The sequence below is a fragment of the Streptomyces sp. NBC_00078 genome (genome assembly GCF_026343335.1).
Lineage (GTDB): Bacteria > Actinomycetota > Actinomycetes > Streptomycetales > Streptomycetaceae > Streptomyces.
In genome coordinates this window covers 1,443,607-1,468,675 of the sequence record NZ_JAPELX010000001.1, presented here as the reverse complement: position 1 = coordinate 1,468,675, position 25,069 = coordinate 1,443,607, and the positions used below count along the sequence as shown (strand labels likewise).

Genomic DNA, 25,069 nt, shown 5'->3' with positions numbered 1-25,069 from the left:
GCTGCGCCGAGGGCCGTTACGGCCGGTGGGCCGGTGCCGGTCCGTTGCGGCTGGTCGCGCGGTTCCCCGCGCCCCTTTCGGGGCGCAGGCGGCTGCGTGTCCTGACGAAGCGGGCCGGGGTGCCCGGTGGGGCCTGGGCCGCTGCTGCGAGGTCCTGGGCGCAGACGACGCCGATCACCGGATAGCCCCCGGTGGTCGGGTGGTCGGCCAGGAAGACGACCGGTCCGCCCTCCGGAGGCACCTGGACCGCACCGAGCACCATGCCCTCGCTGGGGAGTTCGCCCGGCAGGGCTCGCTCGAGGGCGGGGCCCTCCGTGCGGAGACCGATCCGGTTGCTGGCGGAGGAGACCCGATAGGTGCCGGACGTGAAGGTGCGTACTGCCTCCGGTGTGAACCAGTCGTCGCGTGGACCGAGAGTCACCCGCAGGACGAGTTCGGTCGGGGGTGCCGGCTGGGGGGCGACATCCACACGCGCGTGGGTGCCATCGGGCGTCCCCAGGGGCAGCACCATGCCGTCCGCGAGGCGTGCCGGGCCCAGGCCGGACAGCAGGTCCGTGGAGCGGCTGCCGAGCACCGGGTCGACAGCGATGCCACCCGAGACGGCCACGTAGCTGCGCACTCCGGAGACGACCGTTCCCACGTCCAGGAGCGCACCGGAGGGCACGCGCACCGGTGCTCCCCAGGCGACCGGCCGGCCGTCCAGGGTGACCGGACAAGGGGCGCCCCCGACGGCCACCGTCACGGAGGACCGCGGCCGTACGGCACAGCCGTTGACCGTGGTCTCCAGGACGGCGGCCTCAAGCGGGTTGCCGACCAGCCGGTTGACGAGCCGCGTCGCGGGGCCGTCGAGCGCTCCGGAGCGGGGTACACCGAGATGCGCGTACCCGGGGCGTCCGCGGTCCTGGACGGTGGTGAGCGCTCCGGCCCGTACGACGACGAGCGCCCGGTCGGTCATGAGCACTCCACCGGGACGAAGCGCACGCGCGTACCGGGCGACAGCAGCGCGGCCGGTACGCGCGCGTGGTCCCACAACACGGTGTCCGTGCGCCCGATCAGCTGCCATCCGCCCGGCGACGAACGCGGGTACACACCCGTGTACGGGCCCGCCAATGCCACCGACCCCGCCGGGACCGACGTACGAGGGGTGGCCCGGCGCGGGACGTCGTACCGCGGCGGAAGACCGGTGAGGTAGCCGAAGCCGGGGGCGAACCCGCAGAAGGCGACGCTGAATTCGGTGGCCGCGTGGATACGGGCCACGTCCTCTTCGCGGACACCCCAGTGGGCGGCGACATCGGCCAGGTCGGGACCGTCGTAGCGCACCGGGATGTCCACGGTGTCCTGTTCGCTGCGGGCCGCGACGGGCACTTCGGCGGAGGTCAGTTCGGAAGCAAGACCGACCGGGTCGTCGAGTCCGTCGAGCAGGACGGTGCGCGCCGCGGGAACGATCTCGCGCACCATGAGGAGGCCCTCCGCGCGGCGGCGCAGCAACTCCGCGTGCAGCGCCCGGGCCTCGTCACCGGAGGACACCTCGACGAGCAGGGCACCGTCTCCGACGGGCAGCACCCTCATACGAAGGCCTCCACCCGGACACCGGCCTCCTGCAGGCGTTCCCGGACCCGCCGGGCCAGCTCCACGGCACCCGGCGTGTCCCCGTGCAGGCACAGGGAACGCGCGCGTACGTCGACCCGCGCACCGGAGTGGGAGGTGACCGTACCGAAGCGGGCCAGGCCCAGGGAGCGTTCCACCACCGCCTCCGGGTCGGTGACCAGGGCACCGTCGTGGCCGCGCGGCACGAGGGTGCCCTGAGGGGTGTACGCGCGGTCCGCGAAAGCCTCAGTGACGACAGGGAGGCCCGCCTCCCCGGCGAGCTCCAGCAGGCGCGAGGCGGGCAGGCCGAGGACGGGCAGCGTGGCGTCGGCGAGCCGCACGCCGTCCACGACGGCGCCGGCCTGCTCCTCGTCGTGCACGACGCGGTTGTAGAGCGCGCCATGCGGCTTGACGTACGACACGCGCGTACCCGCGGCGCGTGCGAAGACCTCCAGCGCACCGATCTGGTACGCCACTTCGGCCGCGAGTTCCGCGGGCGGCACGTCCATCGCGCGCCGCCCGAATCCGGCCAGGTCCCGGTAGGAGACCTGGGCGCCGATCCGGACGCCGCGCTCGGCCGCGAGCTCGCACACCCGCCGCATGGTGGCCGCGTCCCCGGCGTGGAAGCCACAGGCCACGTTGGCGCTGGTGACGACGGACAGCAACTGCTCGTCGTCGGTCAGCCGCCAGCGGCCGAAACCCTCGCCGAGGTCGGCGTTCAGATCGATCGAGGTCATGGATCCTTCGTTCACGTCTCAGGCCACGCGGTACTGCTCGTCGCGGGCGTCGGTCAGGAGCATCTGTCCCGGTGCGTGCGTGATGGCGAAGGGCAGGAGCGAGGCCGTCACCGCCGCCTGCGGGGTCACTCCGCAGGCCCAGAACACCGGGATGTCGTCCGGCTCCGCGTCCACCGGGTCGCCGAAGTCGGGGCTGCCGAGGTCGACGATGCCGAGCCCCGAGGGATCGCCGCAGTGCACGGGGCTGCCGTGCACCGCCGGGAGCAGGCTGCTCTCCCGGATCGCCGCCGCCAGGTGCACCGGCGGCACCGGCCGCATGGACACCACCAGCGGGCCGTGCAGCCGCCCGGCCGGACGGCACTGACGGTCGGTCACGTACATCGGCACGTTGCGGCCCTGCTCGACGTGGCGGATCGGGACGCCCGCCCCGGCCAGCGCCCACTCGAAGGTGAAGCTGCAGCCGATCAGGAACGACACCAGATCGTCGCGCCAGTGCTCACGTACGTCCGTCGGCTCGTCCACCAACTCGCCGTCCCGCCACACCCGGTAGCGCGGCAGATCGGTGCGCAGATCCGCTCCGTCCGCCAGGACGGTCGTGACGGAGCCGGCGTCCGTCACGTCGAGCACCGGACAGGGCTTGGGGTTGCGCTGGCAGAACAGCAGCATGTCGTAGGCCCAGTCGGCGGGCACCGAGATCAGGTTGACCTGGGTGTGGCCGGCCGCGACTCCGGCGGTGGGGCCGGTGAGCCCGTCCCGGAACCGGGCCCGGGCGGCTTTCGGGCTCCACGCGTGCGCGTGCTCGTCGACGACGGTCACAGGGCGGTCTTCCGTCTGGTTCACGCGAGTTCCCTTCCACGGGTCTCCGGCAGCCCGAGCAGTGCCAGGGCCGCTATGCCGTAGCCGATCGCGCCGAACACCAGCGCGCCGCCCACACCCCAGCTGTCGGCCAGGAAACCGACCGTCGTGGGGAAGACGGCGCCCACGGCGCGCCCGGTGTTGTACGTGAAGCCCTGGCCCGTGCCCCGGACCGCCGTCGGGTACAGCTCGCTCAGGTAGGACCCGAAGCCGCTGAAGATCGCCGACATGCAGAACCCGAGCGGGAAACCCAGCACCAGGAGCAGGGTGTTGGCGCCGCTGGGGATGTTCGCGTACGCCAGGATGCAGACGGCCGACAGCAGAGCGAACAGCCAGATGTTGCGCCTGCGGCCCAGCCGGTCGGTCAGATAACCGCCGGTCAGATAGCCGAGGAACGCGCCGGAGATCAGGAACGTCAGGTAGCCGCCGGTGCCGACGACCGACAGACCGCGCTCGCTCTTCAGATAGGTCGGCACCCAGGTGGCGAGTGTGTAGTAGCCGCCCTGTACGCCGGTGGAGAGCAGCCCGGCGAAGATCGTGGTGCGCAGCAGGCCGGGCTTGAAGATCGCCGTGAACGAGCCCTTCTCGGCGCTCTGTTCGCGTACGGCGGTCGCCTCCGGGGCGTCGTGCACCCGGCGCCGCACCCAGATCACCAGCAGCGCCGGCAGCGCGCCCGTCCAGAACATGATGCGCCAGGCAAGGTCGGCGCCGGCGAACGAGAAGACCAGGGTGTAGACGATCGCGGCCAGCGCCCAGCCCACGGCCCAGGAACTCTGGACCGCGCCGAGGGTACGGCCCCGGTGCCTGGCGCTCGCGTACTCGGCGACGAGGATTGCGCCGACCGCCCACTCACCGCCGAAACCGAGGCCCTGGAGCGCCCGGAAGACCAGCAGCGTCTCGTAGTTGGGCGCGAAGCCGCAGGCCACGGTGAAGACGGCGTAGGTGATCACCGTGACCATCAGTGCCCTGACCCGGCCGACCCGGTCCGCCACCACGCCCGCGACGGCGCCGCCGACCGCGGAGACCACGAGCGTGACCGTCGTGAAGAGGCCGGTCTGGCCGCTGTCCAGGCCGAAGTACGCAGCCAGCGCGACCATGCTCAGAGGCAGGGTGAAGTAGTCGTACGAGTCCAGGGCATAGCCGCCGAACGCGCCGGCGAACGCGCGCCGGCCACGCGGCCCCAGAGCGCGCAGCCAGCCCAACGCGCCGTCGTCGAGTGCGTGTTGGTCTGCTTCGGAGTGCTCGGTCAGGGCCTGCGGTGGAGGGGTCGTGCTCATGGGCACCTCGCAGAGGGAGGACGGAGGGTGCTTCAGGGATGAGCCGTGCCGTGCGGGAGCGGTCGGCGCCTCGGTGCGGGAGACGGCGCCGTGCACAGCAAGGTAGAGGATCGTTGAACGATCCTTCAATACCCCTGTTGATGCGTTCTTGGATCTGCGATTGAATTCCGGGCATGGCAGAGCAGCTGACAGGACTGGCCGACGACCGGGCTCTCCTGGGGCGCACCAGCACCGCCGAGCGCGTCTCGGACATCCTCAGGGGCCGTATCGCCGAGGGGTTCTTCCCACCCGGGACCCGGCTCTCGGAGGACAGCATCGGCGGCGCACTCGGCGTTTCCCGCAATACGCTGCGGGAGGCGTTCCGGCTGCTCACGCACGAACGTCTGCTCGTCCACGAGCTGAACCGGGGCGTCTTCGTCCGGGTCCTGACCGTCGAGGACGTGGAGGACATCTACCGCACCCGCGGCCTCGTCGAGTGCGCCGTCGTCCGCGGGCTCGGCGGGCCGCCGTACGGCCTGGACGCGCTCGCCGGGGTGGTCGAGGAGGGGCAGCAGGCAGCGCGCGAGGGTGACTGGAAAGGTGTGGGTACCGCCAACATCCACTTCCACCGGGAGCTGGTGGCCCTCGCCGGCAGCGCCCGCACCGACGAGCTGATGCGCAGCGTCTTCGCCGAACTGCGCCTCGCCTTCCACCTCGTGGACGACCCGCGGCGGCTGCACGAGCCCTACCTCGCGCGCAACCGGCAGATTCTGCAGGTCCTGCAGGCGGGGGCTCGGGCGGAGGCGGAGAAGCTGCTCGCGGTCTACCTGGAGGACTCGCTGGAGCGCGTGGTCGAGGTGTACAGGCGAAGGGTGGGCGCGGACAGCGCCACTTAGCGGCGGGCGCGGGGCCGTACCGATATACGGCTCCGCCGCGTGGGCGTGATCAACCCCCGCCGGCCCGCACACGAAGAACGTCCGGCAGCCGTCCGCCCGAGCGCCGGAGGCGATCCGCGCCGTTTGGGTCGTTGTCAGACCGAGGACCTAGTCTGTGCACCGTGACTTCGCCTGCAACGACGGACCGTGTTCCGCCCCAGCTCAGCGCGGGGCCGCGCCCCGCACCGGGCCCGGCCGCCGACGAGGGTCTGGCGCGGCGCCTGCGTGCGCTCGCCTGCACCGCGCCGCTCCACGACCTCGACGTGCGCAAGGCGAACCTCGCGGGTGAGTACTCGGTGTACGGCATGGCGGAGGTGGCCCTCGCCGCCATCGACCTGGTCACCCTGAACATGGACTTCGACACGGGTGCCGACCACGACCAGATAGTCGCGCGCCTCATTCCGCGCATCGCCGCCCAGGCCCCGCAGCGGCCGGTCGCCGAGCACGAGCGCGTGGCCCGCTGGGTGCTGGAGAACCTGGTCAACGTCGGCAGTGTCGACCGAGGCTTCAGGGCCGTCTACGGCACGTTCACGACCGACGGCAGCTACGTCCGCCGTGACTACGACTTCAAGCTGATCGAGGAGGTGCCCGGCCCCGGCGGCACCGTCTACCTCCGCACGACCGACGAGGCGGTCAACGTCCTGGTCGGCGCCCTCGACACGGACGTCACCAGCGCGCAGATCGCCGCCGAGGTCAAGCTGGAGGTCCTGATCAACCGGGGCCGCCTCGCCGACGCCCAACTCGCGGCCGAGCAGGCCCGCTACCGGACCGTGCAGTACTCGGAGACACTCCGCAGAGCCCTGGACGCGACCCGGCGCAACGTCCGGGCGGTGGACTGGCTCAACTCCGTGCCCGACATGATCGCCGAAGCGCTGGACCACGTGGCCGACCGGTACCGCCACGAGAACGCGATCCTCACCAACATCCGCAAGGCGCGGGACGAGACGGAGGACGCCGAGCACAAGCGGCGCGCCGCCGAGCTGGTCGACATCGTCAAGGACTGCATCCGGCGGCACACGCAGCTTCAGTCCCGGCTGCTGGAGGCGGGACCCCTGTTCCGCGCCGAGCAGGACCGGCAGGCCTTCGCCACGCCGATGACATCGTCGGGCATCGACCTGTACGGGCAGCTGGTCTCACCGATCCTGCCGCTGCCCCTGGAGCAGGCGGTGCGCGTCACGGACGCCTACTTCGCGCGCGGCACCGGGTTGCGTACGCCGGTGTCGGTGCGGGTGACCGACCTGGTCGACATCCTGCTGACGCCGCCGGTGGAGCGGGAGCACCTGGGTGCCGAGATGCCCGAGCCGGATCTCGTCGCCACGCCGGACGACAGCCGCTTCAGCGAGGAGCAGCTGGCGGCGGCGACGGAGCTACTGGATCTGCCGGCCGACGCACCACGCCGGCTTTCCGGGCTGCTTGCCGAGGCCCGGCGGCAGGATCCGGATCTGCCGTATCTCGTGGCCCTGCTGGCCGTTCACGCGGCGAGTCCGGCGGTGGGGACCGCCTACCGGCAGGGCGAGGAAAAGCTGCTGTTCGCCGTGGACGACGGGACGGAGTTGGACGACTCGGAGTTCGGCGGGGCGGACCTCATCGTGGGGACCGCGTTGCTGGACGCGGTGGGGATGGCGGCCGACAGGACGGAGGCGGCGTGATGCGGCCCCCCGGCCCCGGACCCGTTGCGGCTGGTCGCGCAGTTCCCCGCGCCCCCGCCGGGGCGCATCCCGGCACCCCCGATCATCAGACCAAGGAGTTGCAGTCGTGAGTGAGCACGTCGAGTGGAGTGACACGGAGGCCCCGGCCCCGTCGGCGACCGCCGCCGTCACGCCCGCCGACGCCGCCGACGCGGCCCGGCTCGTCGCGTTCGGACTGCAGCCCAAGCTGCAGCCCGCGCGGGACCAGGAGTACGCGGACCTGCTGCGCCGGTATCGCGAGGACCCGCCGTTCGCGCGCCTTGCGGACGCCGTGGCCGCCGGGCTCGGGCTCGTCGTGCTCGAGGTGTCCCCGCGCGCGGGGATGGCCGTGACGGCGGCCGAGGACTCCGTGTTCGCCGTCCGCATGGGCGACTACGCGCGTCGTACCTCCGCCGACGGCGGGGACCGCTTCCTGCACGGGCTGGCCCACCTCGCCGTCGCCGCCATGGCGTTCCCGCGCCCCGAGGACCTGGCCGACGACGGATACATCGGGCGCGTGACCGTCAACGGCGTCGACGCCTTCGTACGGCAGGCCTGCCGCCGCCTGGAGGAGCGGGCCGCGGAACACGGCGACAACACGGACCCGGCCACCGACGCGCCCGGGCTGGAGGCCGCGTGGCGGATCTGGGCCAGACGCAGTGCTGCCGGTGCCACCAAGGACGCGCGCAGACTCGCCGGTTCGACAACCGGCATCGTGGGCAAGGCGGCCGCCTTCCTCACCGACTCCGGGTTCCTGCAGCGCACCGGTGACGACAACGGCGGCACCTACCGCACGACCGCCCGCTACCAGCTCCAGGTACGTGACATGGCGGGCAGTGCCGCGATGGCCGAGCTGCTGGAGCTGGGCGTGGTCCCGGTGACCGACGGCATGCCCACGCTGCTGCCCGCCGAGGACACCGACGACCTGGAGCCGGTGGCCGACGCCGGGCTGCCGTTCCACGCGTCCAGCTCCTGAACCTTTCCGACCTGCCGAAGACTTACGAGAGTCCGCCATGTACGAGCTGTCCCGGATCCGCCTCTACTCCATCGGTCCCGCCGGTGCGCGCTACGCCGACACCGTGCTTGACCTGCGAGGCGTGGGCGAGCCCGTGCCCGACCCCGCGCCCGCCCAGGCGGAGTTCTTCGAGGAGGAGCCCGTCGGCCCCCCGCGCCGCCCCGCACCCGCCGGCGTGCTCTTCCTGGAGAACGGCGGCGGCAAGTCCGTGCTGCTGAAGCTGATCTTCTCCGTGATGCTGCCCGGTCACCGCAACACCCTGGGCGGCGCCAGCTCCGGCGTGCTGCGCAAGTTCCTGCTCGCCGACGACTGCGGGCACGTCGCCCTGGAGTGGCAGCACACGCTGACCGGCGAGTGCGTCGTCGTCGGTAAGGCCAGCGAGTGGCGAGGCCGCCAAGTCTCCAACGACCCGCGCAAGTTCGCCGAGGCCTGGTACTCCTTCCGGCCCGGCCCCGGGCTGTCCCTGGACAACCTGCCCGTCGCCGAAGCCACATCCGTACGGCCGACTGCCGAGGGCCAGTCCGGAGCGCAGGGCCGGCGGCGCACCATGAAGGGCTTCCGGGACGCCCTCACCGAGGCGGGCAAGGCGTATCCGCATCTGGAGGTGCACTGGGAGGAGATCCACGACCGGTGGATCGAGCACCTCGGCGACCTCGGTCTGGACCCCGAACTCTTCCGCTACCAGCGCGAGATGAACGCCGACGAGGGCGAGGCCGCCGGCCTCTTCGCGGTCAAGAAGGACTCCGACTTCACCGACCTGCTGCTGCGCGCCGTCACCGACACGCGGGACACCGACGGGCTTGCCGACCTGGTCAGCGGCTTCGGTAACAAGTTGGGGCGCCGGGCCGAACTGATCGCCGAACGGGACTTCACTGCTGGATCGGCGGACCTCCTGGGACGGATCGTCGAGGCCGCCGACGCCCGCTCACGCGCGCGTGACATCCACACCGCTGCCGAGCGCCGCACCCGCGCACTGGCACGGCGCCTGTCGGCGCGGGGCGGGCAGGAGCGCGTCCGGGCCGCCGACCTCGCCCAGCGCGTCACCGCGGCCGCCTACGCGGTCACCCACTCCGAGGCGGGCCGGGAGCGCAGCGCGCTGATCGCCGCCGAACTCGCCTACCGCAACGCCTCGCTGGCGCTCGCCGCGTCCGAGAAGTCCGCCGCCGGGCACAAGCGCGAGCTCGCCGACGCCCGCACGCTGCACTCCGCGTGGCAGGCCGCCGAGGCCGTGTTGCGCCATCGCGCCGCCGCCGACCGGGTCGCGCGGGTGGCCGCCGCGATCCAGGAGGCCGAGCGGGACGCAGCCCCTGCGCTCGCGGCCCGCACCAAGGCCGCCGTGGATCTCGTACGGGCCCTGCACACGGCCGCGGGAAGCGCCGACAGCCTCGCCAACGAGGAGGAGGAGCGGTCCGCCGCGCTGCAGGAGGTGAGCGAGGCCGCCCACCGGGACTCGACCGCCGCCGCCACCGAAGCACAGCGGGCTCGCAGCGAGGTCGGGCATCTGCGGCAGCGCCTCACCGAGGTCGAGCAGGAGACCGCCGAAGCGGTGCGCGCGGGCTGGCTCGACGACAGCGCGCCCGACGCCGACCCGGCCCGCGCCGCCCTCGCGGCCAGCGACGCCGAGAAGACGGCGGTCGCCGCCTGGGACACGGCGCGCGAGGCATCGCGCAAGGCCACGGAACACGCGCGCGAGGCGGCCTCGGCGGAATCCCGCGCGGAGCTGACGGCGGCACGCGCGGCGGACGCGGCGACGGCGAACCGGCGGTCGTACGAGGCCGAGCGCCGCATCGCCGAGGCTCTGGCCGCGGAAGAACGGCTGGCGGAGTTGCTGAGCGTCTCCGGCAGCGACACACGGCCTCTGGTCCCGCATCCCCGGCACGAGACGGAGGGCAGCCGGCCGGCCCTCGGCCCCGAAGAGCTAGACCGGTTCGCCGACGAACTGCGCGAACTGCTCGACGACTCCGTCTCGTCCGCCGAACGGCAGCTCTTCGAGCTGCGTACCGCCGCGGCCGACGACTCCCGGATCCTCGGCGCACTCGGAGACGGGGGACTACTGCCGCCCGGGCCGGACGTGCTGGCCACTGTGGAGTTCCTCGGTGAGCACGGCATTCCGGCGCTGCCCGGCTGGCGCTACCTCGCCCAGGCCGTGCACCCCGCCGATCACGCGCGCGTACTCGCGGCGCGGCCGGAACTGGTCGACGGCGTGATCATCACCGATCCCGACACGCACGCACGGGCCCGCGAGACCCTCAACGAGGCCGCGCTGCTGCCACGCTCCGCCGTGGCAGTCGGCACGGCAGCCGCCCTGCTCGCACCGACCCCGGCCGCGGACTCTGGCGACAGCAGCGTCTTCCTTGTTCCGCCGAACCCGGCCATGCACGACGAGCACGCCGCCGACGAGGAGCGGCAGACGCTGCGCGCGCGGGCGGGCGAGCGGGACGAGGAGATCAGGACACTCGCCGCGCGCCTCGGCAAGGACCGGGAGCTGGCGGCGCGGCTCGCCTCCTGGCGCACCGGCTGCCCGGCCGGGCGGCTCGTCGAGCTGGCCCGGGCCGCGCAGGACGCGGGGGCGTTCGCCGAGGAGGCCGAGGCCGAGTTGGCCGAGGCGCGCACGGTGCGGGCCGAGGCCGACGAGGTCGCCGCCGAGGCAGCGCAGGTGCGGGACGAGCGGCAGGAGGGCGCGCAGAAGGCCCGGCGCGCGGCCGACGCCCTCGCTGGACTCGCCTTCCGACTGCGTGAACGGGCCGGATGGCAGGTCAAACTGCGCGAACTGGCCGACGAGGGCGCCGAGTCGGAGGCTCGCGCCCAGGCCTGTCTGGAGCGTGCCCGCGCCGCCGACGAGGACCGTCGCGGCGCCCAGCGCGCCGCCGACGATGCCCGCCGCACGGCCCGGGCCCTGCGCGCCGAGCGCGCGGAGATCGCGGGCGCCCCCGACGACGTACCGGAGGACGCCGAGGCAGCCGCCAAGCCGTCACTGCCTGCCCTCCGTGAGGCCTACCGCGCCGCATCCCAGCTCTATGAGAAGGTCGGCGTCGGCGCCGACCTGCGCGCCGAGCAGGCACGCGCGGAGAGCGACGAGAGCACGGCCCGCACCGAGTTGGACCGGCTCAGCAACAAGGTCCGCACGCGCGCGGAGCAGTTGCTGCAGTCGCCGGACGGCTCCGACGGACCCTCCCGACAGGCTGCCGCCGCGCGGGCCGAGGAGCTGGTGCAGCTCCTGGAGACCCGGATGTCGACCGCGAGCGAGCAGCTCGGACGGCTGCGTGGCGAGACCGAGCGGCATGCGCCCGAGGACGGCGAGGTCCACACCGAGCTGCCCGAGGAGTTCCGGCCGCGCGACGCCGAGCACGCACAGGCACTGCTGCGCACGGCGACGGCCGAACTCGCCTCCCGCAGCGATGCGTTGACCCAGTCCCGGGAAGCCCACGCCGAACTCCTCGATGCGCACCGTGCGGCCGAGGACGCGGCAGGCGGCTTCGACGAGATCACCGCGATGCTCCGCGACCTGCTGCGCGAACACGCCTTCGACGAGGAGCAGGAGGAGTCGGAGCCCTACACCGGCAGCCTGGAAGAGGCCCGGCACTCTGCCGCCGAGGCCCGCCGCTCCCTGCGCGGCTGCGCCGCCGACCTGTCGGCCACCGAGGCCGCCGTGCGGGAGGCGAGCGACGTGCTCGTCCGGCACGCCAACTCCACACGCTACGAGCAGGTCCGCACTCCGGCACGGCAGCAGATCCGCGAGCTGCCCGCTTCCGCACTGCCCGAGCACGCCCAGAAGTGGGCTGACGCGTTCGCGCCCCGACTTCGTGTGCTCACCGACGAGTTGGTGCAGCTGGAGCGGAACAGGGACTCGATCGTGGACCGGCTGCGCGGGCTCGTGGAGTCGGCGCTGGCCACGCTGCGGTCCGCTCAGCGGCTCTCCCGGCTGCCCGAGGGGCTGGGGGAGTGGTCCGGGCAGGAGTTCCTGCGCATCCGCTTCGAGGAGCCCGACCAGGCCACGCTGACCGAACGGCTCGGCGAGGTCATCGACGAGGCGACCCGGGCGGCCGTCAAGAAGAACTCCGACCTGCGCCGTGACGGAATGTCCCTGCTGCTGCGGGGCGTGGGCGCGGCACTTCAGCCCAAGGGCGTCGCCGTGGAGATCCTCAAGCCGGACGCCGTGCTGCGCGCCGAGCGGGTGCCCGTCGGGCAGATGGGCGACGTGTTCTCCGGCGGCCAGCTGCTCACCGCGGCCATCGCCCTGTACTGCACGATGGCCGCGCTGCGGTCGAACGACCGGGGCCGCGACAAGCACCGGCACGCCGGCACGCTGTTCCTCGACAACCCCATCGGGCGCGCCAACGCCACCTACCTCCTGGAACTCCAGCGGGCCGTGTCCGACGCGCTCGGCGTCCAACTCCTGTACACCACCGGTCTGTTCGACACGACCGCGCTGGCGGAGTTCCCCCTGGTCATCCGGCTGCGCAACGATGCCGACCTGAGGGCCGGGCTGAAGTACATCAGCGTGGAGGAACACCTCCGTCCGGGTCTGCCGCAGCAGGCCCCGGCCGGAGAGGGCGATGCGGTGCACAGCGAGATCACGGCGACACGGATGTTCAAACGCCCTGCCCCCAGCGTCCCGTAGGACCGGCACCCAGCACCGTGCAGACGGGGCGGGTCAGGGGTGTGACAACTGCCCGGCCCCGCCGCGCCGACGTATCCGCTCCTGGGCCCGCTCGGTGGCCTTCAGCTGCCGCCGGTCCCGGCGACGCTCGCGGCGCAGGGTCCGGGCGCTGCTGCTGGGTGTCGATACCACGCCGTTGCGCTGGTTCCAGACCTGACGGGTCACCCAGACGTCGAGGGCGCCCCAGGTGGCCACCACCGTGCTGACGACGCTGCTGATGACCATCGGGAAGGCGAGCCAGGATCCGGCCATGGTGCACAGGAAGGCCACCATTGCCTGTATCAGCGTCACAGCGATGATGATCACCGCTCGCACCGCCGCCGTACGCACCGGATCGGGCATCCGACGCCGCCGCGCCGGCTCCTCGACCCACAACGGGCTGTAGGACGACCGCACTTCGTCCTTCCTCCGTCCAGCAGCCGCGGTGCTCGCGTACCCTGCCGCCCCGTCACTCACATCCGCCGGCACGCCGCGGCCGCCTCTCCTCTCGTGCGTGTCTGCTGGAATGTCGCGATCCCGTGCCTCCTGGCCCGGCTGCCCCGCCAGCTGTGCCGTCAAGCCGTCCCCGGGCGCCTCGCGCCGCTCCGCCGTGCCCATCAACGTGTCACTCCCCACCGCCAGCAGACCGCTCGCCCCGTGCCCGATGGCACGGCTCCCCAGTGGCTGCCCGGCTTGCGCTGTTTTACGCCGCCGGGGTGCGGGATACGGCTCCTGTGGCTCATTCCGCACCCATTCCCCGTAGAGAAGGACGAACGAGTCGTCCCGAAGATTCCCGCCGAGCGTAAATTTCAGGCCAACTGGCCGGGTAGGTCGGCCGGATACGTTTCTGCGGTCGTCCAGGGAATCGGGGAGGCAATCTCCCGCAATGACGGGACAACTCCCCATGTCTCGTCGCCCGCGCGGAAGTTCAGCTTCCGGACTGCTCTTCGAGATACCTGTTCGTCGGTAGTAGGCTCGCGCCGTTTGTTGACGTACATGTGTACCCCCGGCTGCTGGGGGTCGAGCTGGGGGAGGCCATGCGCTTTCGCGGGAAGTCGATCCGCCGGAAGATCGTGGCGCTGCTTCTCGTGCCGCTGGTGTCCCTCACCGCGATCTGGGGCTTCGCCACGGTGCTCACGGGGCGCGAGGCAGAAGATCTGTTCAACGTGTCGGACGTGGTGGAGAAGATCGGGTATCCGATGGAGGACACCGTCCGTGTCCTGCAGCAGGAACGCCGACAGACCCTCGTCTACCTGGCCGACCCCCGGGCCGCCGACGGCCTCGCCGATCTCAGGCGCAGCAGGACCGCCACGGACAAGGCCGTCGCCGAGATCCGGAAGAACTCCAAGAACCCCGATGTGCGCGACGCGATGGGCGACGGCACGGGTGAGAGTCTGGGTGCAGTGCTGGATGCCTTCGACGGCATCGAGGCCCTGCGCCGCAGCGTCGAGGACGGCACGGTCGACCGCGCCCAAACCCTCGACCTCTACAACCACCTGGTCGACCCCTGCTACGTCCTGCTCGGCAATCTTCACGTCGTCGACAACGCCGAGATGGACAAGCAGTACCGCGCACTCGTCAACCTCGCGCGGGCCCGCGAACTGCTCTCCCGCGAGGACGCCCTCCTCGGCTCCGCTCTGATCGTCGGCAAGCTCACACGCGGCGAGAGCCGCGACATCTCCGACCTCGTCGCCCAGCGCAGCCTGATGTACGACGTCAACCTGCCGCTGCTGCCCTCCTCGGACCGCGGACGCTACGAGCGGTTCTGGAAGAACGCCGCTACGGCCCCGCTGCGCGTGGCCGAGCAGGACGCCGTCTCCTCCGCCGACGGCAGGCCCGGCGAGGTCACGGCGCAGAGCTGGGACACCTTCGCCGGAAGCGTGCTCGACAAGCTTGGCACCCTCAATGACCAGGCGAGCGACCGCTATCAGGACCGCGTCCGTCCGGTCGCCGTGGGGGTCATCGCCAAGGCGGCCGTCGCCGGCGTACTGGGCCTGGTTGCCCTGCTGCTCTCGCTCTTCCTGTCCGTGCGCGTCGGCCGTGCCCTCATCCGTGACCTGAGGCAACTGCGACTGGAGGCCCACGAGGCGTCCGGCCTGCGGCTGCCCAGCGTCATGCGGCGCCTGTCTGCGGGCGAACAGGTCGACGTGGAGACCGAGGTGCCGCGCCTCGAATACGACAAGAACGAGATCGGCGAGGTCGGCCAGGCCCTCAACACCCTGCAGCGCGCCGCCGTCGAAGCCGCCGTCAAACAGGCCGAACTGCGCGCCGGGGTCTCAGAGGTGTTCGTCAACCTCGCCCGGCGCAGCCAGGTCCTCCTGCACAAGCAGCTCACCCTGCTCGACACCATGGAGCGCCGGACCGAGGACACCGACGAGCTCGCCGATCTGTTCCGCCTCGACCACCTGACCACCCGTATGCGACGGCACGCCGAGGGCCTCGTGATCCTCTCCGGCGCAGCCCCTTCCCGGCAGTGGCGCAAGCCCGTCCAGCTCATGGACGTCGTCCGGGCCGCGGTCGCCGAGGTCGAGGACTACGAACGCATCGAGGTCCGCCGCCTGCCGCGGATCGCCGTCACCGGTCCAGCCGTCGCCGACCTGACCCACCTCGTGGCCGAACTCCTGGAGAACGCCACGGTGTTCTCCCCACCGCACACGGCCGTTCAGGTCCTGGGCGAACGGGTCGCCAACGGCTTCACCCTGGAGATCCACGACCGCGGCCTCGGCATGGCCGCCGACGCTCTTCTGGATGCCAACCTCCGGCTCGCCGAGACACCGGAGTTCGAACTGTCCGACACCGACCGGCTAGGCCTGTTCGTGGTCAGCCGGCTCGCGCAGCGGCAGAACGTCCGAGTCTCCCTGCAGCCGTCCCCGTACGGCGGCACCACGGCGGTCCTCTTCGTCCCCGACGCGCTGCTGACGGACGACGTCCCCGACACCAACGGCATCGGCTTCCGCCTCGACCGGCCCCACCCGACGAAGGAGGCCGACCTGGAGGAGAGCCGCCGCACCGCGCTCTCCCCGAGGCCCGTGCCGCTTCCCGGTCGGCCCGCCGCGCTTCTGGACGGGCCGGTCGAACTGGAGGCGCCCGTCGACCTCGACGCCATCGAGGACTTCCCGGGCGCGCTCGACGACGAGGACAGCGAGCGCGGCGGCATCTTCCGCCCGCGCCGCTCCATCTCTCTCGCGCACGACGAGAGAACCGGCCGCAGCGACGGTCCCCTTCAGGACGAAGCCGGCACCCATGAACCGGACCGCATCGACGCTGCGGACGGAATCGGCGAGCCGGTCCGGCTGCCCCGTCGCCGGGCACCGAAGCTCGTCAGCTCGCACGGACGCCCGGTCACCGAGCAGCGCTCGCGCCGCGAGGACGCCGCCGGGGAACCGCCGGCGAGCCCGGGCGGCCGGCCCGAGCCGGAAGCCGCCGCACCGCCGCCCTCGCCCCGCCGGGGCGAGGAGCCCGCGGGCGGCCGCGGCACGAGCAGGCCCGACCAGGGAGCGCCACCGCTGCCGACACGGCGGCGTGGAGCCTCACCGCTGCGCCCGGGCGCGGGTGGCGCCGACCGGCCCGCTGACGGCGTTGTGTCCCCGGCACCCGAGCGACCGAGTCCCGGTGAGAGCCCGCAGGCTCCCGCCCTCTCCATGCGCAACCGTCCCGCCGCGATCACCATGGGCGAGGGCACCGCGGCCAAGCGCCCCGGCACCGCCCCGCAGGAGACCGGCTCCGGCTCGGGCCCGCTGCCCCGGCGCGTACGGCAGGCCAGCCTGGCACCGCAGCTGAAGCAGAACCGGCGGGACACGGAGGACGCCCCGGAGCCCGTGGAGCGGGACGCCGACGAGGTCCGCAGCCGGATGGCCTCGCTCCAGCGCGGCTGGCAGCGCGGCCGCGACGAGAATGCCGCGGCTGACGACGCCCACAGCGGCACAGCACCACAACGAACGACAAGGGGGGACGGTCGATGACCGCACCGAAGACGACCGGCCACACCGCGACCAACAAGTCCGGGGAGCTCAACTGGCTCCTGGACGACCTGGTGGACCGCGTCGCGAGCATCCGCAAGGCCGTCGTGCTGTCCGGCGACGGCCTGCCGACGGGTGTGTCCAAGGATCTGACCCGGGAGGACAGCGAGCACCTCGCCGCCGTCGCCTCCGGGTTCCACAGCCTCGCCAAAGGCGTGGGCCGCCACTTCGAGGCCGGCAACGTCCGGCAGACGGTCGTCGAGCTGGACGAGGCCTTCCTCTTCGTGACGGCCGCCGGCGACGGCAGCTGCCTGGCCGTCCTCTCGGACGCCGACTCGGACGTCGGCCAGGTCGCTTACGAGATGACGCTCCTGGTGAAGCGGGTCGGGGTGCATCTGGGCGCTGCCCCGCGCACCGATCTGTCCGCAGGCGGGTAGTGAGATGTCATGAACGCTGACGGTCAGGGAAGAAGCCACTGGTTCGACGACGAGGCGGGACCGGTCGTCCGTCCGTACGCCATGACGCGCGGTCGTACCACCAGTGAGGGCCAGCATCGCCTCGACCTGATCGCGGTGGTCGTCACGGAGCCGCAGGCGGACGACCCGGACACCGACGCGATGCTGTCTCCGGAACACGTGGACATCGTCGATCTGTGCCGCGCCGCGCCCCAGTCGGTCGCCGAACTCGCCGCAGAACTCGATCTGCCCATCGGAGTGGTGCGCGTCCTCATCGGCGACCTCGTGGCCGGCGAATTCGTCCGTGTGACCCGGCCCGTACCCCCTGCCGAACTGCCGGACGAGAGTATTCTGCGCGACGTGATCAACGGCCTCCGGGCACTGTGAGCGGCGCGGAATCGGGGTACTGAGGTGGCTGGCTGGCAGTTCTGGGTCGATCGGGGTGGCACGTTCACCGATATCGTCGCGCGACGCCCCGACGGCCGCCTGCTGACGCACAAACTGCTGTCGGAAAACCCGGCGCGCTACTCCGACGCGGCGGTCGCGGGCGTCCGTGAACTGCTGGCCGGCTCCCAGGATCCGGTCGAGGCCGTCCGCATGGGAACGACGGTCGCCACCAACGCGCTCCTGGAACGCAAGGGCGAACGCACCCTGCTGGTCGTCACCCGGGGCTTCCGGGACGCCCTGCGCATCGCCTACCAGAACCGGCCGCACATCTTCGCACGCCGCATCGACCTCCCCAAGCTGCTGCACGAACGGGTCGTGGAGGTCGACGAGCGCATCGCCGCGGACGGCACGGTCCTGCGTGCCCCGGACCTCGACGCTCTCACCGGACCCCTCCAGGAGGCGTACGACGACGGCCTCCGCGCCGTTGCCGTCGTCTGCATGCACAGCCACCTGCACCCCGCCCATGAGCAGGCCGTCGGGGAGTTGGCCGCGCGCATCGGCTTTCCGCAGATCTCGCTGTCCAGTGAGGTCAGTCCGCTGATGAAGCTCGTGCCCCGCGGGGACACCGCGGTCGTCGACGCCTACCTGTCGCCTGTGCTGCGCCGCTACGTCCAGCAAGTCGCCGACGAACTCCGAGGCGTACGGCTGATGTTCATGCAGTCCAACGGAGGGCTCGCGGAAGCCGGTCAGTTCCGTGGCAAGGACGCCATCCTCTCCGGGCCGGCGGGAGGCATCGTCGGCATGGCCCGTATGTCGCAGCTGGCCGGCTTCGACCAGGTCATCGGCTTCGACATGGGCGGCACCTCCACCGATGTCTCGCACTTCGCGGGCGAGTACGAGCGTGTCTTCATCACACAGATCGCCGGAGTCCGACTCCGCGCCCCCATGCTCGACATCCACACCGTCGCGGCCGGCGGCGGCTCGATCCTCCACTTCGACGGATCCCGCTACCGCGTAGGGCCGGACTCGGCGGGCGCGGACCCGGGACCCGCCTGCTACCGCGGCGGCGGCCCGCTCGCCGTCACCGACGCCAACGTCATGCTCGGCCGAATCCAACCCGCGCACTTTCCCGAGGTGTTCGGCCCGGGCGGAGACCAGCCTCTCGACGCGCCGCTCGTGCGCGACCGCTTCGCCGTGCTCGCGCACGAGATCCGCAGCAGGACCGGAGACGACCGCACGCCCGAGCAGGTCGCCGAGGGCTACCTGCAGATCGCCGTCGCCAACATCGCCAACGCCGTCAAGAGGATCTCCGTCCAGAAGGGCCATGACGTCACCCGCTACGCCCTCACCACCTTCGGAGGTGCGGGTGGCCAGCACGCGTGCATGGTCGCCGACTCGCTCGGCATCCGCACGGTCCTCGTACCGCCCATGGCAGGTGTCCTGTCCGCGCTGGGCATCGGCCTCGCGGACACGACCGCCATGCGCGAACAGTCCGTAGAGGCACCCCTGGAGCCGGCGTCCATGCCGGCCGTCCTCAGGACGGCCGACGACCTGGAGCGAGCCGCCCGTGCGGAACTTCTTGCCGAGGACGTCCCCGAGGAGCACATCCGGATCACCCGCCGCGCGCAGGTGCGGTACGACGGCACCGACACCCCCCTCACCGTCGAGCTGACCGAGCCCGACACGATGCGTCACACCTTCGAAGAACGTCATCGCGCCACGTACTCCTTCACGCTGGAGCGCCCGATCGTCGTCGAAGCCCTCTCCGTCGAAGCCACCGGCATCACACAACCCCCCGATCTCTCCGTGCTCGCCCCCTACGAAGCCGCCCGCTCGGGCGCCGCGGCCGCGCCTGTCCGCCTCCACACCGGCGGCGCCTGGCGCGACGTACCCCTCCGCCGCCGCGAGGACCTCCCTCCCGGCGAGACCGTCACCGGCCCCGCGATCATCGCCGAGGCCGGCGCGACGACCGTCGTCGACGACGGCTGGCAGGCCGTGGCACGAGACGACGGGCATCTGGTCATGGAACGCGTGGCGATTACGCAGAGTTCCGATCTCGACACAGAAGCTGATCCGGTTCTCCTTGAGGTCTTCAACAACCTCTTCATGTCCATCGCCGAACAGATGGGCGCCCGGCTGGAGTCCACCGCCCAGTCCGTCAACATCAAAGAGCGCCTCGACTTCTCCTGCGCCCTCTTCGACCCGGACGGAAACCTGGTGGCCAACGCCCCTCACATCCCCGTCCACCTGGGCTCGATGGGCACGAGCGTCAAGGAGGTCATCAGGCGTCGGGGCACCTCGATGCGGCCCGGAGACACATACGCCGTCAACGACCCGTACCACGGCGGCACCCACCTGCCCGACGTCACCGTGATCACCCCCGTCTTCGACACGCAGGGTGACCGAATCCTCTTCTACGTCGCCTCCCGCGGCCACCACGCCGAGATCGGCGGCATCGCCCCGGGCTCCATGCCTGCGAACAGCCGCACCATCGAGGAGGAAGGCATCCTCTTCGACAACTGGCTGCTCGCCGAAGACGGCCGCTTCCGCGAGGCGGAGACTCTCCGCCTGCTCACCGAGGCGCCTTACCCCTCCCGCAATCCCAGGACCAACCTTGCCGACCTGCGCGCCCAGATCGCCGCCAACAGGAAGGGCGTCGACGAAGTCGGCCGCATGATCGAGAACTTCGGTCTTGATGTCGTCCAGGCGTACATGAAGCACGTCCAGGACAACGCCGAGGAGGCTGTACGCAGGGTCGTCGACACCCTCGACGACGGCGAGTACGCCTATGAGACAGACTCGCGGGCTGTCATCCGGGTACGCGTGCGCGTGGACCGCGAAAACCGCTCCGCGACCGTGGACTTCACCGGTACGTCACCGCAGCTGACGAGCAACTTCAACGCGCCCTTGGCCGTGGTCAACGCGGCCGTTCTGTACGTGTTCCGCACGCTCGTCGCCGACGACATCCCGCTCAACGACGGCTGTCTGCGCCCCCTGGACATCGTCGTGCCGCCCGCCTCCATGCTGGCGCCCGAGCCGCCGGCCGCCGTCGTCGCGGGCAACGTCGAGACCTCCCAGGCCATCACCGGCGCCCTCTATGCCGCGCTCGGCGTGCAAGCGGAGGGCTCCGGAACCATGAACAACGTCACCTTCGGGAACGAGCGCTACCAGTACTACGAGACCGTGGCCTCCGGATCCGGCGCGGGCAAGGGCTTCCCCGGCGCGCCCGTCGTGCAGACCCACATGACCAATTCGCGGCTCACCGATCCCGAGGTCCTGGAATGGCGGCTGCCCGTCCGGGTCGACGAGTTCACCGTCCGCTACGGCAGCGGCGGCGCCGGACAGTGGCACGGCGGGGACGGCGCCGTGCGCCGCATCCGCTTCCACGAGCCCATGACGGTCTCCACGCTGTCCCAGCACCGCAGGGTCCCGCCGTACGGCATGGCGGGCGGCGAGCCCGGCGCACTGGGCGCCAACCGTGTGGAGCACGCGGACGGCACGGTCACCGCGCTCGGCGGCAGCGACTCCGCCGAGGTAGGACCCGACGACGTACTCGTCATCGAAACCCCAGGCGGCGGAGGCTACGGCCTGCCGTCGTCCCACCCCCATCAAGCAGGAGAAGAAGTCGATGATCTTCGGGCGTTCTGAGCGCGGGAAGCCACCGGTCGAGCCCGTCACGCTCAAGATCCTGGTGGCCGGCGGCTTCGGCGTGGGCAAGACCACCCTCGTCGGCGCGGTCAGTGAGATCAGGCCGCTGCGCACCGAGGAACTGCTCACCGAGGCCGGCCGCCCGATCGACGACACGAGCGGCGTGGAGGGCAAGCACACCACCACCGTGGCCATGGACTTCGGCCGCATCACACTTCGCGAGGACCTCGTGCTGTACCTGTTCGGCACGCCGGGTCAGGAGCGGTTCTGGTTCATGTGGGACGAGCTCTCCGAGGGCGCCCTCGGCGCCGTCGTGCTCACCGACACCCGCCGCCTGGAGGACTGCTTCGCCGCCGTCGACTACTTCGAGCGGCGCTCCATACCCTTCCTCGTGGGCGTCAACTGCTTCGAGGGATCGGCCCGTTACCCTGCCAAGGACGTCCGCCAAGCCCTCGACCTGGACGACGGCGTACCGGTCGTGCTGACGGACGCCCGTGACCGGGAGTCCGTCAAGGAGATCCTCATCGGCGTGGTCGAGCACGCGATGGCGCATGCGGCCGACCGACGGGAGCCCGTCGCCACCTGAACCGCGCGGAGGCGGCCCGTACCCCCGCCGACCGGGGTACGGGCCGCTGCCTACGGCTCACGCACGCGCGCGTGTGCCCAGTGCCCGGCAGGCAACGTTCGCCCCTTCGCGACGCCCGGCACGCTCCCCCACTGCCTCAAGGGCGTGGGAGGCGCCCCCATTCGCCGCACCGGGCACAGACCCAGGTACGTCCAGTACGAGGGCCTACGCCCGGCACCCTCTGCCTCCGGCCGGGGGCCCTCAGAGCACGCACCGGACGCCGCTCCTTACGGGCAGACGTTGCCCGCCTGGGCACTAGTAGACTGTCGCGACTTAATTTCGCTATGTGGTTGGGTAGAGGTGGCGTAGTTTCACGCGTGCGTCGTCGGTGGTGAAGTGCCAGTCGACTTGGCGCTGGTTGCTGTTGGTGTGCTGCTGCCAGGCGGCGAGTTCGGTGTTGAGCACGGTGAGGTCGTCGATGCGGCGGTCCAGGCACTGGCGGGTGAGGGCGGAGAGCTCGATCTCGGCGATGTTGAGCCAGGACCCGTGTTTGGGGGTGTGGTGGATCTCCAGGCGCTGGGCCAGCGCGAAGGCCTTTGCCGGGTCGAACGCTTCGTAGAGCGAGGCGGTGGTGTGGGTGTTGAGGTTGTCCATCACCAGCACGACCGTGGCGGCGTCGGGATAGTCCACGGTCAGCAGGTGCTCGACCTGGTGCGCCCAGTCGACCCTGGTCCGGCGGGGCCGGGCGTCGACGCGCCGCCATCCGCGCAGCGGCTCGACCCAGCAGAAGATCGAGCAGGTCCCCGAGCGGACGTACTCGTTGTCCTCACGCCGGTCACGGCCCGGCTGCGCGGGAAGCGGATCGCGGACGTGGCCGAGGAGCTGGTACGGCTTCTCGTCCATGCACACCACCGGGCGCGCCGGATCGAAGGGTCGGTGGTAGACCGCCAGGACGTCCTCCATCGCCGCGGCGAAGGCCGCGTTCGCGGTCGGCGGAATGGTCCAGCACTTCTTCACATGAGGACGCAGTTCCGTTTTTTTAACACCCGGCCGATGGTGGAGTGGTCCAGATCCGGGATGTCCTCGACCAGCGCGACGTGCTTCTCCAGCAGGCGCAGCGACCACCTGGCGTGTCCTTTGGGCGGCGTCGAGCAGGCCAGCGCGATCAGCCTCGCCTCGACCTCGCCGGTCACCACAGAGGGCACCGGCGGGAGTGCGCGTTCCTTCCGGCCGACCGTGGCCCACACATCGCCGCCGGTCTCCGCGTAGCGCTTCGAGATCAGGCGGACCGAATCGCACGAGACCCCGACCCGGTCCGCGATCACCGCCCGCGGATCGACCTCACCGACCGAGGTGTCCAGCGCGAGCAGTACCCGCGCCCGCCTGATCATCGACGCGCTGCGGACCCCCGTCGTCGTCACACGCTCCAACGCCCGACGATCTTCGGCGCTCAACGCGACCGGATACTTCTTCTGCGAGGACACGGCACCCCTGCCCAGTCGAACGGAAGCGACAAGCGAAGCTCGCCCGACCCCAACTCCACCAACCAGCACGACACTTAGTCGCGACAGTCTACTAGTTCTCGCCGTCCTCCTCCCAGCCGAAGCTCTTCTCCACGGCCTTGCGCCAGTTGTGGTACTCGCGGTCGCGTACGGACGCCTCCATGGCGGGCGTCCACTCGACGTCCTTGCGCCAGTGGGACTTCAGCTCGTCGAGGTCGTTCCAGACACCGGTCGCGAGCCCGGCCGCATACGCGGCGCCCAGACACGTGGTCTCGGAGACCTTCGGCCGGACCACCGGAACGTCGAGCACATCCGCCTGGTGCTGCATCAGCAGGTTGTTCTTGGTCATGCCGCCGTCCACCTTCAGGGTGGTGATCTGCACCCCGGAGTCCTGGTACATGGCGTCCACGACCTCGCGCGTCTGCCAGCTCGTCGCCTCCAGCACGGCCCGTGCGAGATGCGCCTTGGTGACGTAGCGAGTCAGCCCCGTGATGACACCGCGCGCGTCGGAACGCCAGTACGGTGCGAAGAGGCCGGAGAAGGCGGGCACGATGTACGCCCCGCCGTTGTCCTCGACGCTCTCCGCCAAGGGCTCGATCTCGTCGGCGGTACGGATGATGCCCAGCTGGTCGCGGAACCATTGCACGAGGGCGCCCGTTATCGCTATCGACCCCTCCAGGCAGTAGACCGGTGCCTCACTCCCGATCTTGTAGCCCATCGTCGTCAGCAGCCCGCTCTTGGACGCCACCGGCCGGTTGCCCGTGTTGAGCAGCAGGAAGGAGCCCGTGCCGTACGTGTTCTTCGCCGTGCCCACGTCGTAGCAGGCCTGCCCGAACACCGCCGCCTGCTGGTCGCCGAGGGCCGACGCGACCGGCACTCCGGCCAGCTGGCCGACCGCGGTGCCGTACACCTCGGCCGAGGACCTGATCTCGGGCAGGACGGCCTCGGGGATGTTCATCGCGGAGAGGATGGACGGGTCCCACTGGAGGGTTTCCAGGTTCATCAGCATGGTGCGCCCGGCGTTCGTCACGTCGGTGACGTGCTGTCCACCGTCGGTGCCGCCCGTCAGATTCCAGATGAGCCAGGAGTCCATGGTGCCGAAGGCGATCTCGCCGTTCTCGGCCCGGGCCCGCAGGCCGGGCACGTTGTCGAGCAGCCAGGCCGCCTTCGGGCCGGAGAAGTAGGTGGCCAGCGGCAGCCCGGTCTGCTCGCGGAAGCGGTCCTGCCCGTCCGAGCCGCCGAGCTGGTGGGTCAGCGCCGCGGTGCGCGTGTCCTGCCACACGATGGCGTTGTGCACGGGCTTGCCCGTCACGCGGTCCCACAGGAGCGTGGTCTCGCGCTGGTTGGTGATGCCGAGGGCGCTGAGCTGGTCGGCGCGCAGTCCGGCCTTGGCGATCGCTCCGGCGACCACGGCCTGCACCTTGGACCAGATCTCCGTGGCGTCGTGCTCCACCCAGCCCGGTTTCGGGAAGATCTGGCGGTGCTCGCGCTGGTCGACGGCGACGATCGCCCCGTCCTGGTTGAAGACGATGCAGCGGCTGGAGGTGGTGCCCTGGTCGATAGCGGCGACGAACTTGTCCGTCATGACGTCCCCTTCGTCGTTCCTTCGGGAGGCTGCTCTGGATCAGAAGGCTGCTTTGAGGATGAGCCCGGAAAGCGCCCCGCCGATCAGCGGTCCGACAACCGGGATCCACAGGTGGCTCCGGTCCGGGCGTCGTCCCGGGCCACGGCTCGCGGTGACGGCATGGCCCATGCACCCGCCGTGCGACGGCCCACCGACGCCGCAGCCGCGGCCTTCGCCGTGGATGTCTCCGTTGCTCATGGCGGCTCCTAGGCCCTGTCCGGGGGTGATCGGCCCCGGT

Annotated in this window: 19 protein-coding genes; 9 read left to right on the top strand and 10 right to left on the bottom strand. The window is 71.4% G+C overall.

The window, feature by feature from the left end; translation table 11 throughout:
* Window positions 1-16: 16 nt before the first annotated feature.
* Genes OOK07_RS06790 through OOK07_RS06770 form a run of 5 tightly spaced genes read right to left on the bottom strand, consistent with a single transcriptional unit; the run spans window position 17 to window position 4,456 of the window.
* The gene (locus tag OOK07_RS06790; protein WP_266795516.1) at window positions 17-955 is read right to left on the bottom strand and encodes a 5-oxoprolinase subunit C family protein; all 939 of its coding nucleotides are present in this window, start codon (window positions 953-955) and stop codon (window positions 17-19) included.
* Window positions 952-1,569 (bottom strand): 5-oxoprolinase subunit PxpB, encoded by a 618-nt coding sequence (pxpB, locus tag OOK07_RS06785; RefSeq protein ID WP_266795514.1) that lies wholly within the window; start codon window positions 1,567-1,569, stop codon window positions 952-954. The genes OOK07_RS06790 and pxpB overlap by 4 nt, the downstream gene beginning before the upstream one ends.
* A complete protein-coding gene (locus tag OOK07_RS06780; RefSeq protein WP_266795512.1) occupies window positions 1,566-2,324 on the bottom strand; it encodes a LamB/YcsF family protein in 759 nt (252 codons plus the stop codon). Before OOK07_RS06780 ends, pxpB begins: the two co-directional genes overlap by 4 nt.
* Window positions 2,325-2,342: 18 nt before the next feature.
* Window positions 2,343-3,164, bottom strand: coding sequence for a putative hydro-lyase (locus OOK07_RS06775; RefSeq protein WP_266795510.1), 822 nt, complete (start codon window positions 3,162-3,164; stop codon window positions 2,343-2,345).
* A complete protein-coding gene (locus OOK07_RS06770) occupies window positions 3,161-4,456 on the bottom strand; it encodes an MFS transporter (RefSeq protein ID WP_266677855.1) in 1,296 nt (431 codons plus the stop codon). Before OOK07_RS06770 ends, OOK07_RS06775 begins: the two co-directional genes overlap by 4 nt.
* Before the next feature lie 173 nt (window positions 4,457-4,629).
* Between OOK07_RS06770 and OOK07_RS06765 the strand changes: the two genes are divergently transcribed.
* From OOK07_RS06765 to OOK07_RS06750, 4 genes are all read left to right on the top strand, one after another.
* Window positions 4,630-5,331 carry a GntR family transcriptional regulator gene (locus tag OOK07_RS06765; RefSeq protein ID WP_266795508.1) on the top strand — a complete coding sequence of 234 codons (702 nt, stop codon included), beginning with the start codon at window positions 4,630-4,632 and terminating at the stop codon, window positions 5,329-5,331.
* Window positions 5,332-5,492: 161 nt separating this feature from the next.
* Complete coding sequence (locus tag OOK07_RS06760; protein ID WP_266677851.1) at window positions 5,493-7,019, top strand: hypothetical protein; 1,527 nt, start codon at window positions 5,493-5,495, stop codon at window positions 7,017-7,019.
* Window positions 7,020-7,125: 106 nt separating this feature from the next.
* The gene (locus OOK07_RS06755) at window positions 7,126-8,013 is read left to right on the top strand and encodes a hypothetical protein (RefSeq protein WP_266795507.1); all 888 of its coding nucleotides are present in this window, start codon (window positions 7,126-7,128) and stop codon (window positions 8,011-8,013) included.
* Between the two features lie 37 nt (window positions 8,014-8,050).
* On the top strand, window positions 8,051-12,673 hold the full coding sequence (locus tag OOK07_RS06750) for a hypothetical protein (RefSeq protein ID WP_266795506.1): 4,623 nt from the start codon (window positions 8,051-8,053) through the stop codon (window positions 12,671-12,673).
* A 33-nt stretch (window positions 12,674-12,706) separates the two neighbouring features.
* Here the strand turns inward: OOK07_RS06750 and OOK07_RS06745 are convergent, their stop codons facing one another.
* The gene (locus tag OOK07_RS06745; RefSeq protein WP_266795504.1) at window positions 12,707-13,309 is read right to left on the bottom strand and encodes a hypothetical protein; all 603 of its coding nucleotides are present in this window, start codon (window positions 13,307-13,309) and stop codon (window positions 12,707-12,709) included.
* 419 nt (window positions 13,310-13,728) lie between these two features.
* On the opposite strand from OOK07_RS06745, the gene OOK07_RS06740 reads away from it, so the two are divergent.
* Genes OOK07_RS06740 through OOK07_RS06720 form a run of 5 tightly spaced genes read left to right on the top strand, consistent with a single transcriptional unit; the run spans window position 13,729 to window position 21,726 of the window.
* Complete coding sequence (locus tag OOK07_RS06740) at window positions 13,729-16,653, top strand: nitrate- and nitrite sensing domain-containing protein (RefSeq protein ID WP_266795503.1); 2,925 nt, start codon at window positions 13,729-13,731, stop codon at window positions 16,651-16,653.
* Complete coding sequence (locus OOK07_RS06735; protein ID WP_266677841.1) at window positions 16,650-17,087, top strand: roadblock/LC7 domain-containing protein; 438 nt, start codon at window positions 16,650-16,652, stop codon at window positions 17,085-17,087. The genes OOK07_RS06740 and OOK07_RS06735 overlap by 4 nt, the downstream gene beginning before the upstream one ends.
* A gap of 9 nt (window positions 17,088-17,096) precedes the next feature.
* On the top strand, window positions 17,097-17,492 hold the full coding sequence (locus OOK07_RS06730) for a DUF742 domain-containing protein (RefSeq protein WP_266795501.1): 396 nt from the start codon (window positions 17,097-17,099) through the stop codon (window positions 17,490-17,492).
* Window positions 17,493-17,516: 24 nt separating this feature from the next.
* Window positions 17,517-21,140, top strand: a complete 3,624-nt coding sequence (locus tag OOK07_RS06725; protein ID WP_266795500.1) for a hydantoinase B/oxoprolinase family protein — start codon at window positions 17,517-17,519, stop codon at window positions 21,138-21,140.
* On the top strand, window positions 21,121-21,726 hold the full coding sequence (locus OOK07_RS06720) for a GTP-binding protein (RefSeq protein WP_266795499.1): 606 nt from the start codon (window positions 21,121-21,123) through the stop codon (window positions 21,724-21,726). Before OOK07_RS06725 ends, OOK07_RS06720 begins: the two co-directional genes overlap by 20 nt.
* 321 nt (window positions 21,727-22,047) lie before the next feature.
* Here the strand turns inward: OOK07_RS06720 and OOK07_RS06715 are convergent, their stop codons facing one another.
* The 4 genes from OOK07_RS06715 to OOK07_RS06700 form a co-directional block, all read right to left on the bottom strand.
* Window positions 22,048-22,722, bottom strand: a complete 675-nt coding sequence (locus OOK07_RS06715; RefSeq protein ID WP_266795498.1) for an IS630 family transposase — start codon at window positions 22,720-22,722, stop codon at window positions 22,048-22,050.
* The gene (locus tag OOK07_RS06710; protein WP_266675650.1) at window positions 22,719-23,189 is read right to left on the bottom strand and encodes a helix-turn-helix domain-containing protein; all 471 of its coding nucleotides are present in this window, start codon (window positions 23,187-23,189) and stop codon (window positions 22,719-22,721) included. The genes OOK07_RS06715 and OOK07_RS06710 overlap by 4 nt, the downstream gene beginning before the upstream one ends.
* Window positions 23,190-23,280: 91 nt before the next feature.
* The gene (gene glpK / locus OOK07_RS06705) at window positions 23,281-24,792 is read right to left on the bottom strand and encodes a glycerol kinase GlpK (protein WP_266795496.1); all 1,512 of its coding nucleotides are present in this window, start codon (window positions 24,790-24,792) and stop codon (window positions 23,281-23,283) included.
* Between the two features lie 39 nt (window positions 24,793-24,831).
* Window positions 24,832-25,029 (bottom strand): hypothetical protein, encoded by a 198-nt coding sequence (locus tag OOK07_RS06700; RefSeq protein WP_266677831.1) that lies wholly within the window; start codon window positions 25,027-25,029, stop codon window positions 24,832-24,834.
* Between the last annotated feature and the right edge of the window lie 40 nt (window positions 25,030-25,069).